Origin of the sequence: Vibrio sp. FF145, from assembly GCF_041439075.1 — a bacterium.
GTDB classification, from domain to species: domain Bacteria; phylum Pseudomonadota; class Gammaproteobacteria; order Enterobacterales; family Vibrionaceae; genus Vibrio; species Vibrio tasmaniensis_A.
This window is the reverse complement of the sequence record NZ_JBGONH010000023.1, coordinates 54,837-70,405: the sequence shown is the minus strand read 5'-3', so window position 1 is coordinate 70,405 and position 15,569 is coordinate 54,837. Positions and strand designations below refer to the sequence as shown.

At 44.6% G+C, this 15,569-nt stretch carries 20 protein-coding genes and 1 pseudogene; 12 read left to right on the top strand and 9 right to left on the bottom strand.

Annotated elements, in window-relative coordinates; all coding sequences use genetic code 11:
* From ACED42_RS10775 to ACED42_RS10760, 4 genes and pseudogenes are all read right to left on the bottom strand, one after another.
* A pseudogene (locus ACED42_RS10775) lies at positions 1-550 on the bottom strand (flagellin); the annotation flags it as partial.
* A 297-nt stretch (positions 551-847) separates the two neighbouring features.
* Complete coding sequence (locus ACED42_RS10770) at positions 848-1,981, bottom strand: flagellin (protein ID WP_371702514.1); 1,134 nt, start codon at positions 1,979-1,981, stop codon at positions 848-850.
* 120 nt (positions 1,982-2,101) lie between these two features.
* Entirely contained in the window at positions 2,102-3,025 is a 924-nt protein-coding gene (locus ACED42_RS10765) for a Dyp-type peroxidase (RefSeq protein WP_371702513.1), read from the bottom strand.
* Positions 3,026-3,090: 65 nt separating this feature from the next.
* On the bottom strand, positions 3,091-3,552 hold the full coding sequence (locus ACED42_RS10760) for a DUF2919 domain-containing protein (protein WP_065679055.1): 462 nt from the start codon (positions 3,550-3,552) through the stop codon (positions 3,091-3,093).
* 109 nt (positions 3,553-3,661) lie between these two features.
* On the opposite strand from ACED42_RS10760, the gene ACED42_RS10755 reads away from it, so the two are divergent.
* Positions 3,662-4,006: a DUF2956 domain-containing protein gene (locus ACED42_RS10755; protein WP_135381670.1), complete on the top strand. Its 345-nt coding sequence runs from the start codon at positions 3,662-3,664 to the stop codon at positions 4,004-4,006.
* Positions 4,007-4,018: 12 nt separating this feature from the next.
* Positions 4,019-4,351, top strand: coding sequence for a DUF4156 domain-containing protein (locus ACED42_RS10750; RefSeq protein WP_102257778.1), 333 nt, complete (start codon positions 4,019-4,021; stop codon positions 4,349-4,351).
* 56 nt (positions 4,352-4,407) lie between these two features.
* Here the strand turns inward: ACED42_RS10750 and ACED42_RS10745 are convergent, their stop codons facing one another.
* Positions 4,408-4,695, bottom strand: a complete 288-nt coding sequence (locus ACED42_RS10745; RefSeq protein ID WP_004734273.1) for a helix-turn-helix domain-containing protein — start codon at positions 4,693-4,695, stop codon at positions 4,408-4,410.
* A gap of 205 nt (positions 4,696-4,900) precedes the next feature.
* On the opposite strand from ACED42_RS10745, the gene ACED42_RS10740 reads away from it, so the two are divergent.
* The 4 genes from ACED42_RS10740 to ACED42_RS10725 all read left to right on the top strand — a co-directional run bounded on the left by ACED42_RS10740 (position 4,901) and on the right by ACED42_RS10725 (position 7,420).
* Positions 4,901-5,248: an ArsC family reductase gene (locus ACED42_RS10740; RefSeq protein WP_012604570.1), complete on the top strand. Its 348-nt coding sequence runs from the start codon at positions 4,901-4,903 to the stop codon at positions 5,246-5,248.
* 96 nt (positions 5,249-5,344) lie between these two features.
* Positions 5,345-6,481 carry a succinyl-diaminopimelate desuccinylase gene (gene dapE / locus ACED42_RS10735; protein ID WP_371702511.1) on the top strand — a complete coding sequence of 379 codons (1,137 nt, stop codon included), beginning with the start codon at positions 5,345-5,347 and terminating at the stop codon, positions 6,479-6,481.
* A gap of 46 nt (positions 6,482-6,527) precedes the next feature.
* A complete protein-coding gene (locus ACED42_RS10730) occupies positions 6,528-7,202 on the top strand; it encodes a M15 family metallopeptidase (protein ID WP_371702510.1) in 675 nt (224 codons plus the stop codon).
* Between the two features lie 8 nt (positions 7,203-7,210).
* Complete coding sequence (locus ACED42_RS10725) at positions 7,211-7,420, top strand: DUF2897 family protein (RefSeq protein ID WP_004734277.1); 210 nt, start codon at positions 7,211-7,213, stop codon at positions 7,418-7,420.
* A gap of 168 nt (positions 7,421-7,588) precedes the next feature.
* Here the strand turns inward: ACED42_RS10725 and bamC are convergent, their stop codons facing one another.
* Both bamC and dapA read right to left on the bottom strand, forming a co-directional pair.
* The gene (gene bamC / locus ACED42_RS10720) at positions 7,589-8,635 is read right to left on the bottom strand and encodes an outer membrane protein assembly factor BamC (RefSeq protein ID WP_017084128.1); all 1,047 of its coding nucleotides are present in this window, start codon (positions 8,633-8,635) and stop codon (positions 7,589-7,591) included.
* A 49-nt stretch (positions 8,636-8,684) separates the two neighbouring features.
* Positions 8,685-9,563: a 4-hydroxy-tetrahydrodipicolinate synthase gene (gene dapA / locus ACED42_RS10715; protein ID WP_004734279.1), complete on the bottom strand. Its 879-nt coding sequence runs from the start codon at positions 9,561-9,563 to the stop codon at positions 8,685-8,687.
* A gap of 374 nt (positions 9,564-9,937) precedes the next feature.
* On the opposite strand from dapA, the gene ACED42_RS10710 reads away from it, so the two are divergent.
* Positions 9,938-10,480 (top strand): glycine cleavage system protein R, encoded by a 543-nt coding sequence (locus tag ACED42_RS10710; protein WP_017079431.1) that lies wholly within the window; start codon positions 9,938-9,940, stop codon positions 10,478-10,480.
* 12 nt (positions 10,481-10,492) lie between these two features.
* Positions 10,493-10,963 carry a thioredoxin-dependent thiol peroxidase gene (gene bcp / locus ACED42_RS10705; protein ID WP_017079430.1) on the top strand — a complete coding sequence of 157 codons (471 nt, stop codon included), beginning with the start codon at positions 10,493-10,495 and terminating at the stop codon, positions 10,961-10,963.
* A gap of 138 nt (positions 10,964-11,101) precedes the next feature.
* Here the strand turns inward: bcp and ACED42_RS10700 are convergent, their stop codons facing one another.
* Both ACED42_RS10700 and ACED42_RS10695 read right to left on the bottom strand, forming a co-directional pair.
* Positions 11,102-12,178 (bottom strand): AI-2E family transporter, encoded by a 1,077-nt coding sequence (locus tag ACED42_RS10700; protein ID WP_009847379.1) that lies wholly within the window; start codon positions 12,176-12,178, stop codon positions 11,102-11,104.
* The gene (locus ACED42_RS10695; RefSeq protein ID WP_371702508.1) at positions 12,171-12,410 is read right to left on the bottom strand and encodes a sulfurtransferase TusA family protein; all 240 of its coding nucleotides are present in this window, start codon (positions 12,408-12,410) and stop codon (positions 12,171-12,173) included. The genes ACED42_RS10700 and ACED42_RS10695 overlap by 8 nt, the downstream gene beginning before the upstream one ends.
* Positions 12,411-12,588: 178 nt before the next feature.
* Here ACED42_RS10695 and ACED42_RS10690 point away from each other — a divergent pair, with 178 nt between their 5' ends.
* The 4 genes from ACED42_RS10690 to ACED42_RS10675 all read left to right on the top strand — a co-directional run bounded on the left by ACED42_RS10690 (position 12,589) and on the right by ACED42_RS10675 (position 15,551).
* The gene (locus ACED42_RS10690; protein WP_371702507.1) at positions 12,589-14,043 is read left to right on the top strand and encodes a M48 family metalloprotease; all 1,455 of its coding nucleotides are present in this window, start codon (positions 12,589-12,591) and stop codon (positions 14,041-14,043) included.
* 123 nt (positions 14,044-14,166) lie between these two features.
* Positions 14,167-14,517, top strand: coding sequence for an arsenate reductase (glutaredoxin) (arsC, locus tag ACED42_RS10685; protein WP_012604578.1), 351 nt, complete (start codon positions 14,167-14,169; stop codon positions 14,515-14,517).
* Positions 14,518-14,523: 6 nt separating this feature from the next.
* Positions 14,524-15,117: an NAD(P)H:quinone oxidoreductase gene (wrbA, locus tag ACED42_RS10680; RefSeq protein ID WP_009847384.1), complete on the top strand. Its 594-nt coding sequence runs from the start codon at positions 14,524-14,526 to the stop codon at positions 15,115-15,117.
* Positions 15,114-15,551: a DUF2069 domain-containing protein gene (locus ACED42_RS10675; protein ID WP_009847385.1), complete on the top strand. Its 438-nt coding sequence runs from the start codon at positions 15,114-15,116 to the stop codon at positions 15,549-15,551. The genes wrbA and ACED42_RS10675 overlap by 4 nt, the downstream gene beginning before the upstream one ends.
* Positions 15,552-15,569: the final 18 nt, after the last annotated feature.

Sequence of the window (15,569 nt, the reverse complement as noted above, 5' to 3'; positions counted from 1 at the left end):
TACCTTTAGCTTCTAAAGATTGGTAGCTGCTTCCGCCCATCTGGTCGTTATCAGAGCGCATGTCTTTCAGTTGAAGCATTACTGCCTCACCATTGTCTGCACCAATTTGGAATGACTTAGTACCGTGAGTACCGTTAAGCAGCTTGTTGCCACCAAAAGATGTGGTTTCAGCGATACGATTTAGTTCATCATTAAGCGCCGTTACTTCTTCTTGGATTGCTACACGGTCAGATTTGGTATTTGAACCGTTTGTTGATTGCAAAGACAAATCACGCATACGTTGTAGAATGTTTGATGTTTCATTCATCGCACCTTCTGCTGTTTGAGCGATAGAGATACCATCGTTCGCGTTACGTACAGCAACATCAAGACCGCGGCTCTGAACGTTCAAGCGGTTCGAGATTTGTAGGCCAGCAGCGTCATCTTTTGCGCTGTTGATTTTAGAACCTGAAGATAGGCGTTCCATTGATGTTTGTTGAGCGCTGTTTGCACTGTTTAGGTAACGTTGTGCTGTCATTGCTGATACGTTGGTATTTACATTCACTGCCATGGTGATTTCTCCAATTGATTTTCCGGTATAGCGGCTTCCGACGTCTCGGAAAACCAAGTAGTTATCTCTAAGTTACTTTTAATAACGGCGTGAATGCTGAAACCTTTAGAAAAAAAGCAACAAAATTAAAGAAATAGCGAGAAAGGATAAGAAAGCGTGACTGGTAGTGAAATTATCAAAAAAAGATGAGAAAAAGGCTAAAGTTGTCGAAAAGTCAGCCGGGGGAAATATTGTGTTTTAATTAACCAAAGGACTTTAGTTAACCGATAATACCTTTATAAGAATTAACCTAATTTATTAGCCTAGCAGCGTTAAAGCTAAGTTCGGCGCTTGCTTAGCTTGAGCTAAAATAGTGGTACTGACTTGCTGCAGTATTTGTTGTTTGAGCATTTGAGTGGTTTCTTTGGCGTAGTCTGTATCTTTGATTCGGCTGTTTGATGCCCCCAAGTTCTCATGAACATTTTCAAGGTTATTAATCGCATGGTCAAAGCGGTTTTGCATCGCCCCGAATTCAGAACGGTGACTATCAACATACTTCATCGCTGTATCCAAAATAGACACGGCGCGCTGTGCTCCCCCAACATCAGTGACATTAATATCATCGACTGACTCGTAATAACCCGCCGACATCGAAAGCTCACTGGCTAACGAGCCGGAGAAAGAGATCGTGCCTGCCGTGTCTTCGCCTGACATGTAGATCTGAAGCTGCCCTTCATCATTGACGGAAGCCGAAACCAGATCCGTTTGACCATTGATATAAGTCGCTAGCTCTTCAATGTCATCGCCCGCCTTGGCATTAATGTTGATCTCTTGAGGCTGACCAAAACGATCGGTAAACGCCATCGTCATATCTGTCTGGTTGGATTTAACTTCCCACGAGTCACTTGCCATGCCATTGGCAACATAGCTAAAGCCGCCCATGTTGATATCATCGGTGCGCATGTTTTTCAAACCTATCTGCACCGCCTCACCAGAGCTACCACCGATTTGAAATGACGAGCTACCAAAACTGCCGTTAAGGAGCTTTTTCCCACCAAATGAAGTGGTTTCCGCAATTCGGTTCAACTCATCATTTAAGGCGGTTACTTCTTCTTGAATAGCCGTCCTTTCCGATTGGCTATTCGAACCATTAGTCGCTTGCAGTGACAGGTCTCGCATGCGTTGCATGATATTGGTGGTTTCATTCATCGCCCCTTCTGCTGTCTGCATAATGGAGATACCGTCGTTAGCATTTCGAACCGCAACATCGATGCCGCTCATCTGTGCTTCTAATCGATTGGAGATTTGTAAGCCAGCAGCATCGTCTTTTGCACTATTAATACGACTCCCTGAAGCCAAGCGCTCCAAAGATTGGTTCAGCATGTTATTGGCATTAGAGAGATTCCTCTGAGCCACTAATGCTGAAACATTCGTATTAACAGTTATAGCCATAGACCTTCACTTACAAAAAGATGAATAAAACTTACGATTGCTCTTGTATCGACCTATTTATATAAAACTTTAAAAAAAAGGAGCCATGAGGCTCCCTTTGTTTATTCTATTTGAGACGACTTACTTAATCGTTAGTACACTCAACATCTCAGCTGAAGGAGCAAAGTAGTAAGCGCCAGTAACGGCTTTAGTAAAGCGAAGCAGTTGGTCTGTTTTGCCATCTGTTTCGCCGTACATACTCTCTAACATCGCATCAAAATTATGACGAACGTTACAGTAAGCAATGAACAGTAAGCCGTGATCGCCCGTTGCTGTGCCGTAAGGCAGGCTATGACGAACGATTTTAAGACCCTTGCCTTCTTCTTTGATATCCACACGGCCAACGTGAGACGCCGCTGGAACATCATCTAGCTCGATCGAATCTGGCTTAGTACGGCCAACCACTTTCTCTTGTGCCGATACGTTTAATCGGTTCCAAGCAGGTAGGTTATGCACAAAACGTTGCACCATTACGTAGCTACCACCCGCGAATTCACCTTCAGGCACAATCGCCACTTCAGCGCGCTGTGCATCTTTCGGGTTTTCAGTGCCATCAACGAAATCAGTCATGTCACGTGAGTCTAGGAAACGGTAACCGTAAGTTTCATCAACCACTTCCACGTCCGCAGCTACTTCAGATAGCAATTTACGTAGGATGAAGAAGTGTAGGTCATGTCGGTTTGAATGACAGTGAATCAGAACATCAGACAGTGTGCTCGGTGCTGTGATATCACCTTCACCAAGCGTAGGAAAATCAATTAGATCAGAGGGAGCAGCTTGCTCGAACTTATCCCAAAAAACTTTTGAGAACGCTACCGACGCCGTTAGGTTCGCATCAGGTTGAGTTTGGTTTAGCTCGTCGATTAGAGTCGGAAGCTTTTGAATTTCTGCTAGTACATTAGCAGTATTAGCGTTCACTTTAAGTTGAACGTAAAGAGCGAAAGGCCCAGCTTCAGGCAAAATAGCACTTTGAACGTTAGGCTGCTCATTTGAAACATTAAGCATAGATTATTCCTTCCAGTTTTAGCTTCTAAGTATAATTGTGAATGGTACAAATGTTTTGATGAGAATCAGTCTTCGTGCTCAACCACTTTAAAGCAATCCCTAGCGGCATGGCTATTGGTTAAATAAAGCGCTAACCAGAGGAGCAATAATAGGGTGATAGCATTTGACCAACGGAACCATCCGTTATCCAAATAGATTAGATAAATTGTGTGGGAGCCCTGTGCCAAGATAGCTATCATGGTAACCCAACGCCCCCATGACACGACTTTGTTAAGGCGCTTTCTATCTGGAGATCTTAGTCCAAACAACCACATCAATAACAAACTAGGGACACTCAACGCAATCCCGACATAAAACATCTGGTGGTCTGGATAGATGGTCTCAAGAATATCCGTTCCCGACTCTCGGCTTGCGCCCGCAACAATGAAAACGACCAAAGCTTTCGCAAGAAACAGCCAACCTAACCATAATAAGATTGGGGCTTTCAAAAAGCCGTGTTTATCGTATTGTTCTATGGAGTACCGCACAACTCTCACTTTCACTTGTTTTCAAACCAACACTTTAACGCAAATCATTCATACTTAACTAGGTTTGCGTTATCTTATTGGTTAATCCGTTTTAATTGTCGAACTCAGTATGAAAAAGAAAACTAATACACCGTCTGTTGAATCTCAACAAGAAGCACTGAAGATAGCCAAAGCGACGCAAAAGCCAGCTCAAACCAAAGAACAAACAAAATTAATTGCTCAAGGTATCGAAAAAGGCATCGCACTTTACAAGAAACAGCAAAAAGAACGCAGCCGCCAAGCCGATAAAGCAAGAAAACGCGTACAGAAAGAGAAGCAAACTCAACAAACTAATCTAGACGAAGAGAGCAATGTAGACACAATTGTTGAAACAACATCAAATCACGCCAGCAAATTGCCGTGGTTACTATTGATCGCAAGCTGGGTAGGTTTCGCGATTTATTTGATGAAATAGCAGGATAAATGTATGAAAAAGGAATTAGTCGCTTTAGCTATGACAGGCATATTAGTCGGGTGCACGACACCGACAACAGTCCCACATAGCAAATCTGACCAAGTACAAATGGATTACCACGGACTGATTGATATCAACGAGTGCGAATATAAAGGGGAAGTCACCGGCAGCGAAGGCCACTGGTATAGTTATCTGTTTTACCCGAACGACACTCTGATTCAAGGCGCAATGAATGAGCTAAAGTCCAATGCTATTGGATTAGGTGCGGACACCGTAATTTTCACACTTCCCCAAGATTTTGCGACTTCCGTAACCATGTTGGGCACCGCTTATCGGTGTCGCTAATTCGACTTATCGCTAATCGGTAAGGAGTAGAAAGAAGAAAGCCAGCTTTCGCTGGCTTATGCACTAAATCCAAGGCTTGTTGCTATATCGCCTTTACGCTGGATAACCCATTGACTGTCAAATGGCCCCCAGTCGGATAATTGGTAATAGCCATCATTATGACGTCGCCCATCTTGAACAAACATAAGTTCAATACCGATCCCCGGTAACGCCTTGAGTACATCTTGAATAGTACGACGAGGCCACCCCGTTTTTTCGATGAGTTTAGGCACATTTGGCCTATCAAGGCTTTCCACTAACAATGCTAAATATAGCCGCCTTGCAAAAACAGGACTCAACTCCATTGACACCTCCTATATATGTGCAACTCAATTATTTCTTTTTTTGCTGACAACATGTTGAGGCTGATCAATAAGTCTCCAATAGTGACATTTTCTTACTGTTTTTTTTCACTCTATGAAATATTCCTCACTCTATTTTGTCTGAATTGCCGCTTCCTGATAGGATTCAACTCATAACAACGAAATAAAATCACCCAAAGGAAGAATAATGACTATCACTATGTTTGGCATTCCGAACTGCGACACCATCAAAAAAGCAAAAAAATGGCTAGAAGCTGAAGGTATCGAGTTCGAATTTCACGATTATCGCAAACAAGGCATCACTGAAGAGTTAGTAACAAGCTTCTGTTCAGAGCTTGGTTGGGAGCTTGTGCTAAACAAACGTGGTACGACTTATCGCCAACTTTCTCAAGAGCAAAAAGACACATTAACGGAAGAAAAAGCCGTAATTCTGCTTGTTGAACAACCAGCAATGATCAAGCGCCCTATCTTGAAAGTCGATGGCAAGCTTCATATTGGCTTCAAAGCTGATCAATACGCTGCTATTTTTGCGTAATCAGCTGAATTAGAACAGATAACAAAGCGTTGAACTTCCCCTGTTCAACGCCTGAAATTAATGACTAGACGTTTAATTTAAACAAGGAACTCAAGGATGACAGACTGCCCAACTTTGGCTCTGGCAAAAGACCTAATCAGCCGTCAATCGGTAACACCAGAAGATGCAGGCTGCCAAGACCTGATGATTGAACGCTTAAAAGCGCTAGGTTTCGAAATCGAAGTGATGGTATTTGAAGATACGACGAACTTCTGGGCTCGCCGTGGTACCGAAGCCCCCCTATTTGCTTTTGCTGGTCACACTGATGTTGTACCTGCAGGCCCAATTGAGCAGTGGAACACTAAGCCATTTGAACCGACTATCGTAGATGGTTTCCTACACGGTCGCGGCGCGGCAGATATGAAAGGTTCTCTGGCTTCAATGGTTGTGGCTGTAGAACAGTTCATTGCTAAGCACCCTGATCACACAGGCTCAATCGGTTTCCTTATCACGTCAGATGAAGAAGGCCCGTTCATCAACGGGACAGTGCGCGTTGTCGAAGCATTGATGGCTCGTGGTGAGAACATCGACATGTGTATTGTTGGCGAACCATCAAGTACTGAGTACGTAGGTGATGTCGTAAAGAACGGCCGTCGTGGTTCTATCACTGGCGATCTAACGATTAAAGGCACACAAGGTCACGTTGCCTACCCTCACCTTGCGAACAACCCGGTACACAGCTCTCTGCTTGCGATCAATGAATTGGCGACGACCGAGTGGGACAAAGGTAATGATTATTTCCCACCAACCAGCTTCCAGATCCCAAATGTCAGTGCGGGCACTGGCGCATCAAACGTGATTCCTGGTGAATTTAATGTTCAGTTTAACCTTCGCTTTAGCACAGAGTTAAACAACGACATCATCGTTGAACGAATCACAAATACACTCGACAAGTACGATTTCGAATACGATTTAAAATGGACATTCAATGGCGACCCGTTCTTAACCGACGCAGGCTCGTTGCTTGATGCTATTGTCGATGCAGTAGGTCACGTGAATGATGTCAAGCCGGCACTGCTTACCACAGGTGGTACTTCTGACGGACGCTTTATTGCGCGCATGAAAGGACAAGTGGTAGAACTAGGCCCTGTGAATGCAACCATTCACAAGGTTAACGAGTGCGTGAAAGTGGCTGATTTAGAGAAACTAACCGACATGTACGAAAGAACACTAGTGAACCTGTTCGCTAAATAGTTCTTTGAGCAGCGATTGATAGCATCTAATTATTGAGAGACGCGTTATGACACCAGAGCAGCTTACCGGACAATCAGATTCTCATCTGGAACCTAGCCTGATTGGCACCAAGACCTTCTTGGTCCACAGTGATGTCAAAGATGACCTAAACAATTTGATTGAAGCTGCTCAAGTCGCTGGTTTTAAAATGGAGATTGCCAGTGGCTTTCGCGACTATGAAAGGCAATCTCTGATTTGGAACCGCAAGTTTTCTGGTGAAGCACCGATATTAGATTCAGAAAGCCAACCACTGGATGCTTCAACACTCAGTGAACAACAAAAGTTGTCGGCGATTCTGAGGTGGTCTGCGCTTCCTGGGGCGAGTCGTCACCATTGGGGTTGTGACTTTGATGTCTTTGCTCGTAATCACTTACCTGAAGGCACACAGCTACAACTGGAACCATGGGAATACCTTACTGGCCACCAGCAAGCGTTTTACCAATGGCTTGTTGCCAATGCATCTCAATATGGGTTCTTCTTTCCTTACAGCCAAGACCTTGGCGGTGTGGCGATAGAACCATGGCATATCAGCCATCGAAAAGTATCGGAGTTGTGTTTATCACAGTTATCTCCCTCTTTACTTGGCAAGCAACTCCAATCTAAGCCAATATTAGGGTATGAGATTATTATGGAGCAGCTAGACGAGATCTATGCGCGCTTCGTGGCGAATATCAGTCATTAGGAGCGCTTATGTTGGAGTGGCTTACAAACCCTTGGGTTATCATCATCATCGTGGTTAGCGTTGTTGTGGGTAATATTGCTGCGCTCAAACAGACCGCTAATATGGATCTGACAGGTCGTAACAAAACAGAAAAAGACTTAGACAAGCTCAATCAATTGGATAAACAGAACCAAGAGAAAGCTCAAAAAGATGAGTCTACGGACAACAAAGACGCTTAATTTTGTAGCTCTAAGGAGCCAATCTAATTTGCTAATAGTCCGCTGACGACTAATCAACGAATACAAAAAAAGAGGACACAATGTGTCCTCTTTTTTATTGGCTGTAGCTAACCACAGGGCTGATATGACTTACTCTGTGGTTTTTCAGCTATGCTCACTCAGTTTTACTTACTCTGCATCAGCTTCTTTGTCATCTTTAGTTTGGTCAGCAACATGTGCTAATACTGGTACCATTGACTTCAGTAGCTCTTCTTCTACTGGCTTACCTGATGCATCCGTTACGTTAATTGACGTACGGTTACCAAGATCACCAAACAAGAAGGTGTAAGTGCCTGGAGCCAAATCAATGGGTTGTAGGCCAATTGTTTCCCAGAACTCATCATCAGGCGCTGCGTATTTCGCTTTCACGGTACCTTGAGACTGGTTACGCTCTTCAAGCTCAAAGCCCATCGTCGGTAGCAAGGTAGGCAAACGCTGCCACAATACATTGTATGGAGTACGAGCAATGATCACTGGGAAGCCACTACGGTCGGCACCCATTGAGATTGGAATGCGTTTAACCAGCTCTTGTGCTTTCAACGCTGCTTCAGCACGAAGGTTTTCATCGTACTTAGCCATCACTAGGTTCGTTAAGAACGCGTTGTAACGCTCCTTATTGGTTGCCGATACCGGCTTCTCTTCAGAGCCTTCACGCCAATCGATAAGGTTGATCTTGAAGCCATGGCGGTTGTTCGCTTGGAAACGAGAGATAGAGTAGCGACTGCCGATCTCTACTTCTTCATCTTCAGAAACCCAAGTAACCCAATCGGTCTCAATATCGTTTTCTGACTGTTCACGAATACCAATGCCACGTTGTGCCAGCATATCTACAGCCGTTTGCCACACGCGGTCTGCTTCTTCAGCACGAAGAAGCCATAGTGTCACTTCACCATTCTGACGCTCAGCTCGAGCTCCTGGGATCAGCTCAAGAACCTGTTGCGGCGGACGAATATCCACTTCACGGCCTGTACCACCACTGAACTCACCGCTTGGGATGTCAAAATTTGGATAGAACTGAGGTTGAGCATCTTCAGGCAGCTGCCATTGTGAAAACTCAGGTGTTTCTAAGTATTCGAAATCATCTTTGGCTTGGCGACGTTGAGTCGGGCTGCCAGAACATGCTGTAAGAACGAAAACAGCCAGTGATCCAATCACTAGCTGGTGAGAATACTTCATTTATACTCCTAAATGCCGAAGGTTCACTTCGGCATTACTTCATACGTTTTTAGTAAATGCACGCTTCAGTCATTGCTTGAGCAACAACGGGTTGAGCTGGCTTTGACAATTCAGTCAACGGTAGACGTAAGCCACCTTCAGCAATCAGACCCATTTTATGAACCGCCCATTTTACGGGAATAGGGTTGGACTCAACGAACAAATTCTTATGTAGAGGCATTAAACGCTCATTGATCGCTTCTGCTTCTTCAAACTTGCCTTCTTTCGCTAACTTGAACATGGTTGCCATATCAGCGGCTGCAACATTGTTTGTTACAGAGATCACGCCATCGCCACCACGCTTAACAAATTCTAGACCTGTTAAGTCATCACCACTTAGTAAGATAAAATCTTCGCCACAAAGTTCACGGTGAATTGCAATTCTGTCGAGATCACCCGTCGCATCTTTAAGTGCAACGATGTTTTCGATCTCAGCAAGGCGAGCAACCGTTTCGGGTAACAAGTCTACAGCAGTACGACCTGGTACATTGTATAGGATTTGTGGAACGTCACTGACTTCAGCAATCGCTTTGTAGTGTTGGTACAAACCTTCTTGAGTTGGTTTGTTGTAGTAAGGCGTTACGCTCAGGCAACCAGCAATACCAGAACCATTCAGCAAACGGCTGAATAGAACAGATTCGTGAGTTGCATTTGCACCTGTACCAGCGATAACGGGAATACGACCATCAGCAAATTCAACGATCTTATTGACGACTTTGACATGCTCTTCAATAGTGAGTGTTGAAGACTCACCTGTTGTGCCAACCGCAACCAGACCATCACTACCTGCAGCAACATGGTGCTCAACTAACTTTTTAAGGCTGTCGAAATCCACTTCACCATCTGTATTAAATGGCGTAACTAGCGCAACGATACTTCCTGAAAACATGTCTATCTCCCTTAATTTATTCTTTTTGCATGTTACTGTAAGCCAATCAATAAACACAAGACATTAAAGTGGCTTACCGGCAACATCTGCATTAAATATTGTCGTATGTTTGAGGTAAAACGACTTCTAACGGCGTTCTACCGAGAATTTGGGTAACCTGCGCTCAATCTAGCGGATAGCACAGCACTGGATGTCAATAACAAGTAAGCTGTGCTCTCACCGCTCAATCTCATTTTTTAACGCTCTCGATATTCTTATCATTGGTTGCATGTTAGAAGCAAGGTGCCTCATAAAAAGCCCCGTACGCACGCTTATTCCACGAGCTAACTGTGCTAACATGCATGAATCAATGGAATATAAAGAGACGTGATTTTATGACTCAACATCTAGTAATCACAGCTGTGGGCACAGATCGCCCAGGTGTATGCAACCAAGTGGTTCATTTAGTCACCCAATCAGGCTGTAACATTATTGATAGCCGTATCGCTCTATTTGGCGAAGAATTTACGCTTATCATGCTGCTGTCTGGAAAGGCAAACAACATCACCCGCGTTGAAACCACCCTGCCCTTGCTTGGACAAGAGCACGACTTGATTACGATTATGAAGCGAACCTCAACTCATGATGTTATTGAGAACTCTTACACAGTAGAGGTGTTCGTTGAGTCAGACGATAAAATCGGCCTTACCGAGCAGTTTACCCAGTTCTTCGCAGACCGAAACATCGGCCTCGATTCGTTAAGCGCCCGAACCATCAATAAATCTAAAGTTCAGCTCGACAACGACCAATTCCATATCTCTATTACCGCTTCTGTGCAATCAGAATGTAATTTGATGCAGCTACAAGAAGAATTTGACGCGCTGTGTCAGAGCCTATCCGTACAAGGCTCGCTCAACTTTATCAAAAACAGTTTTTAAAAAGGAAATATCATGAATACGCTAACGGCTGGTGTTCCAGCACCTGCTTTTTCTCTTCCTGATCAAGATGGCAATATCGTATCTCTTGGTGACTTCAAAGGTAAAAAAGTCCTTTTCTATTTTTACCCAAAAGCAATGACTCCAGGTTGTATTGTGCAAGCTGAAGGTCTGCGTGATATCAAAGCACAGCTTGATGACCTAAATGTGGTTGTTCTAGGTGTGAGTGTTGATCCAGTAAAACGCCTACCAAATTTCGTCGAGAAGAAATCTCTAAACTTCACACTGCTATCAGATGAAGACCACAGCGTTGCTGAGCAGTTTGGTGTTTGGGGAGAGAAGAAATTCATGGGCAAAGTGTACGACGGTCTGCACCGTATTAGCTTCCTAATTGATGAAGAAGGTCAGATTGAACACGTCTTCAACAAGTTCAAGACTAAGACTCACCACGAAGTGGTTCTAGACTACTTCAATCCAGAAGCTTAATGTTGTTTCTAGTGAATTGATGACCTAATTTCATACCTAGATGATCTAAGTTCACAATTGACTAATCCAAATACAAAAAGGCCGAATATCATGGATATTCGGCCTTTTTAATACTTACTCAACTGTATTGATCTTCAATTACGATTGATGCTCAGGGTCATCGTCGAGAGCATGACTCGGTAAAGCATTCCAAACCGCTTTCACCAGCGTAGCAAGCGGGATAGCAAAGAATACGCCCCAGAATCCCCACAGTCCGCCAAACACCAACACCGCTACAATAATCGCTACTGGGTGTAGGTTCACGGCTTCAGAGAACAGAACAGGAACGAGCACGTTGCCATCTAGCGCTTGGATAATACCGTAAGCCAATAACAGCCAGTAGAACTGAGGCTCTAATCCCCACTGGAACAGGCCAACAATCGCAACTGGAACGGTCACAGCTGCCGCACCGATATAAGGAATCAGTACCGAGAAGCCAACCGCGACAGCCAGCAGAGCTGAATAACGTAAATCTAGAATCGCAAAGGTCACGTAGCTGACACCACCGACGATCAAGATCTCAAGTACCTTGCCGCGAATATAGTTCGAGATTTGTTGGTTCATCTCAACCCAAACCTTGGTCGCTAGACGACGGTTTTTAGGCAACACACCACTCGCCATGCTGATCATCTCTTCTTTATCTTTTAGTAAGAAGAAGATAAGCAACGGCACAAGAATCAAGTAAACCGCAAGCGTAGCCAAGCTCACAAGAGAAGCTAAAGAACCTTTAACAACACTTTCACCAAAGCCTAATGCTTTATTTTTCGCGTTAGACACAATCGATTCAACGATCTGCAAGTTTGCTAACTCAGGATAGCGCTCGGGAATCGTCGCGATGAACTTCTGTAAGCCGCCATACATGCTTGGAATATCATTGATGAGATTACCCACTTGCTCCCAAATGGTAGGCACTAAACCAAACAGCGCCAGCAACATCACGCTAAAGAACATTAAGATCACCAACATCACTGAAGGGGTTCTTGGAACACCAAGTCTTTGGAGTTGGGTAACCGGCCACTCAAGTAAATAAGCCAATACAATAGCCACCAACAATGGCGCGATGAGATGACCAAAGAAGTAGATCGTAATAAAGCCGAAGAGAATGATGGCAACCAAACTGACAGCATGGGGATCAGAGAAACGTCGTTTATACCAACGATTGACCATTTCAAGCATTTGACTGCAATTCCTTTTTAGTGACGAGGAGATGATAGTAATTAGAGCAAACCTCAGTGATGACGTCATAGGCTTGCTTAGACAAAAAAGTAACAATATCTTTCATTGAGCTGTTATCAGAGACATAAATTGACAATGATTGCCCTACTTCTAACTTTACACTGTGACGCTTGGCTAATAATAGTGCCATTGGACAGCGCTCTTGGCGTAAATCTAGAATATTAGGTGTCATTCTTGAGCTCGATGCTTATTATAAGGGTCGTATTGTAATCTGTTTTTGAAAACGCGCCATCATTCATTCATCTTCCTTCATGATAGCGCACGCACTCGGCAAAGGTTACATCAGATAAAGAACCAATTTGCATTGCACTTGTCTTACTGTCAGAAGAAACGGAGTATTACTGACTAATATGTTTAAACGCGCTCGCTCAATTGCTTGCTTATGCATCGCAGCTACATTAAGTACCCCAACGTTGGCGAATACCAACAGTTTGGAGCTACCCGATATCGGCACCGCTGCTGGCGGCACCCTCACTATCGACCAAGAACTTATCTATGGTGATGCCTACATGCGCATCATCAGAAGCAGCCAGCCTATCGTAAACGACCCGGTTCTCAACCAGTACATTGATACGCTTGGCCATCGTCTTGTCGCAAGCGCGAATGATGTAAAGACACCTTTCCAGTTCTTTATGATCCGAGACCGCAACATCAACGCCTTTGCATTCTTTGGTGGTTATGTTGCTTTGCACTCAGGTCTGTTCCTGCATGCACAATCTGAAAGTGAGTTGGCTTCAGTATTGGCGCACGAAATCGCGCACGTTACCCAACGTCACTTAGCGCGTAGTATGGAAGATCAAGCGCGTCGTTCTCCAGCAACCATCGCAGCGCTAGCAGCCTCTGTATTATTGGCCATTGCAGCACCTGAAGCAGGTATCGCAGCTCTAACTGCCACAACCGCTGGTAACATGCAAAGCCAGATCAACTACACCCGTAGTAATGAAAAAGAAGCTGACCGCTTTGGTATCAATACACTGGCGAAAGCAGGGTTCGATGTGAATGCGATGCCGCGTTTCTTCGGTCGTTTGGCTGATGAATACCGTTATGCCAGCACCCCCCCCCCAATGCTGCTGACTCACCCATTACCAGAAGATCGAATCACCGATTCACGCGCTCGCGCTCGCAGCTATCCGCCACTAAAACTGGCCCCATCACTGGACTACCATCTAGCAAGAGCTCGCATTGTCGCGCGCTATGCGGGCATTAATAATGATGCTGCTCTAGATTGGTTTGAACGTAAGCTGAAGAAAGCCCCGAAAGCCTTGGTTCCATCATTAGAGTATGGACAAGCACTGGTTTACCTAGATTCAAAAAAACTAGATAAAGCAGAACCGATTCTGACCAAGCTGATGAATAGCGACCCAACCAACTTGTTCTATCTGGATGCTATTTCAGATCTGCACATTGAACAGAAAAAGCCTGAGATTGCGATTAAAGAACTTAAGTCAGCACTTGAGCGTCAACCAAACAACTCAGTTCTAACCATAAACTACGCCAATGCACTGATCGAAAATGAAGACCTACAGGAAGCCGTTCGCGTGTTGCAACGTTACACGCACGATAACCCGAACGACACCAATGGGTGGTACCTGCTTTCAAAGGCAAATACAAACCTTGGTAACAGCGATGAAGAACTGTCTGCTAGGGCAGAGATCTTGGCACTGCAAGCCAACTGGAACAAAGCGATTCAGTACTACACGCAGGCGAGCCAAATCGCAGAACTAGGCAGCCTAAAACAAGCACGTTATGACGCTCGAATTGATCAACTAATGATACAGCGCGAACGCTTCTTATCGTTGCAATAAGTATATTGACTGGCAGCAAAGCTCGTTGCCAAAATACAAAGAAAGCTCAACGTTACACAATAAGAAGCCACTCAGTTGGCTTCGACTGAACTATTAAATCAAAAATAATAACGAGGAAGAACCATGTCTGTCGTGATTTATCATAACCCACGCTGCTCAAAGAGCCGTCAAACTCTCGAACTGCTTGAAGCAAACGGCGTACAGCCAGAGGTGATCAAATACCTAGATACGCCTTTGACTATTGAACAGCTGAAAGTGCTTTTCACTCAGCTTGGTTTTGAGAGTGTTCGCGACATGATGCGTACCAAAGAAGCGGATTATAAAGAAGCGAACCTTGGTGACGCATCAGTGGCTGATGAAGATCTTTTCGCTGCAATGGCAACGAATCCAAAACTGTTTGAACGTCCAGTGGTTGTCGCGAACAACAAAGCAAAAATTGGTCGTCCACCAGAACAAGTACTAGAGATTCTGTAATCCAATATGAGCATCAACATTCTTGTTCTCTACTATAGTCGACACGGCAACACCCAAGCGCTAGCAAGGCAAATCGCTCGTGGGGTGGAATCCATCCCGAACTGCGAAGCCATGCTAAGAACGGTGAACAACGTGTATACGGTAGAAGAGCAGCCGGATTCGCGCTATCAGCCAACAGATCCTATTGCGACCTTACAAGATCTCCGTTCTTGCGACGGTTTAGCACTCGGCAGCCCAGTATGGTTTGGCAATATGGCTGGGCCAATGAAGCACTTTTGGGATAGCACAACATCGTTATGGATTAATGGCGATCTCATCGATAAACCAGCTTGTGTATTTACTTCCTCTTCATCACTACACGGTGGTCAAGAGACGACACAGCAAAGCATGATGCTGCCTCTACTTCATCATGGCATGTTAGTCGTGGGCATCCCCTATTCAGAACCTGCGCTGCACACCACTCAAACCGGTGGCACACCTTACGGTGCAAGCAGCACTGGAGAGAGCGCTTCATTAAGCAAAGAAGAAATTGAGTTGGCGAAAAACCTAGGCAAACGCGTAGCGCGCATCGCTATTAACCAGAAGGGAATGCCTCAATGATGTATATGTCAGAGAGACCGATGTCTCCCAAAACCAAGCTATTTCGCTACCTTGCTTTAACGGGCAATTTGTCGCTTTTATTCTGGGTGGTTGCTTGGCAGATGACACTTTCACCGCACCCTCACCTCAGTAATGTAACACTGGCGATTGCTTGGGCTATACCGCTGTTACTACCATTACCGGGAATATTATCGGGCAAACCTTATACGCATGCTTGGGCGAATTTCGTCTTAATGCTCTACTTCCTACACGCGTTAACTATTATGTATGTAGACGGTGGAGAGCGCTTGTTAGCCGCTGTAGAACTGCTTTTGACGACTCTAGGCTTCGCAGGCAATATATTATTTACCCGTTTTAGAGCCAAAGAGTTAGGCATCAAGTTGAAGCGCCTTTCCGAAGTAGAAAAGAAAGAGAAAGCTAAATTCGAGCAATAATATTGATTCGATGCTCTA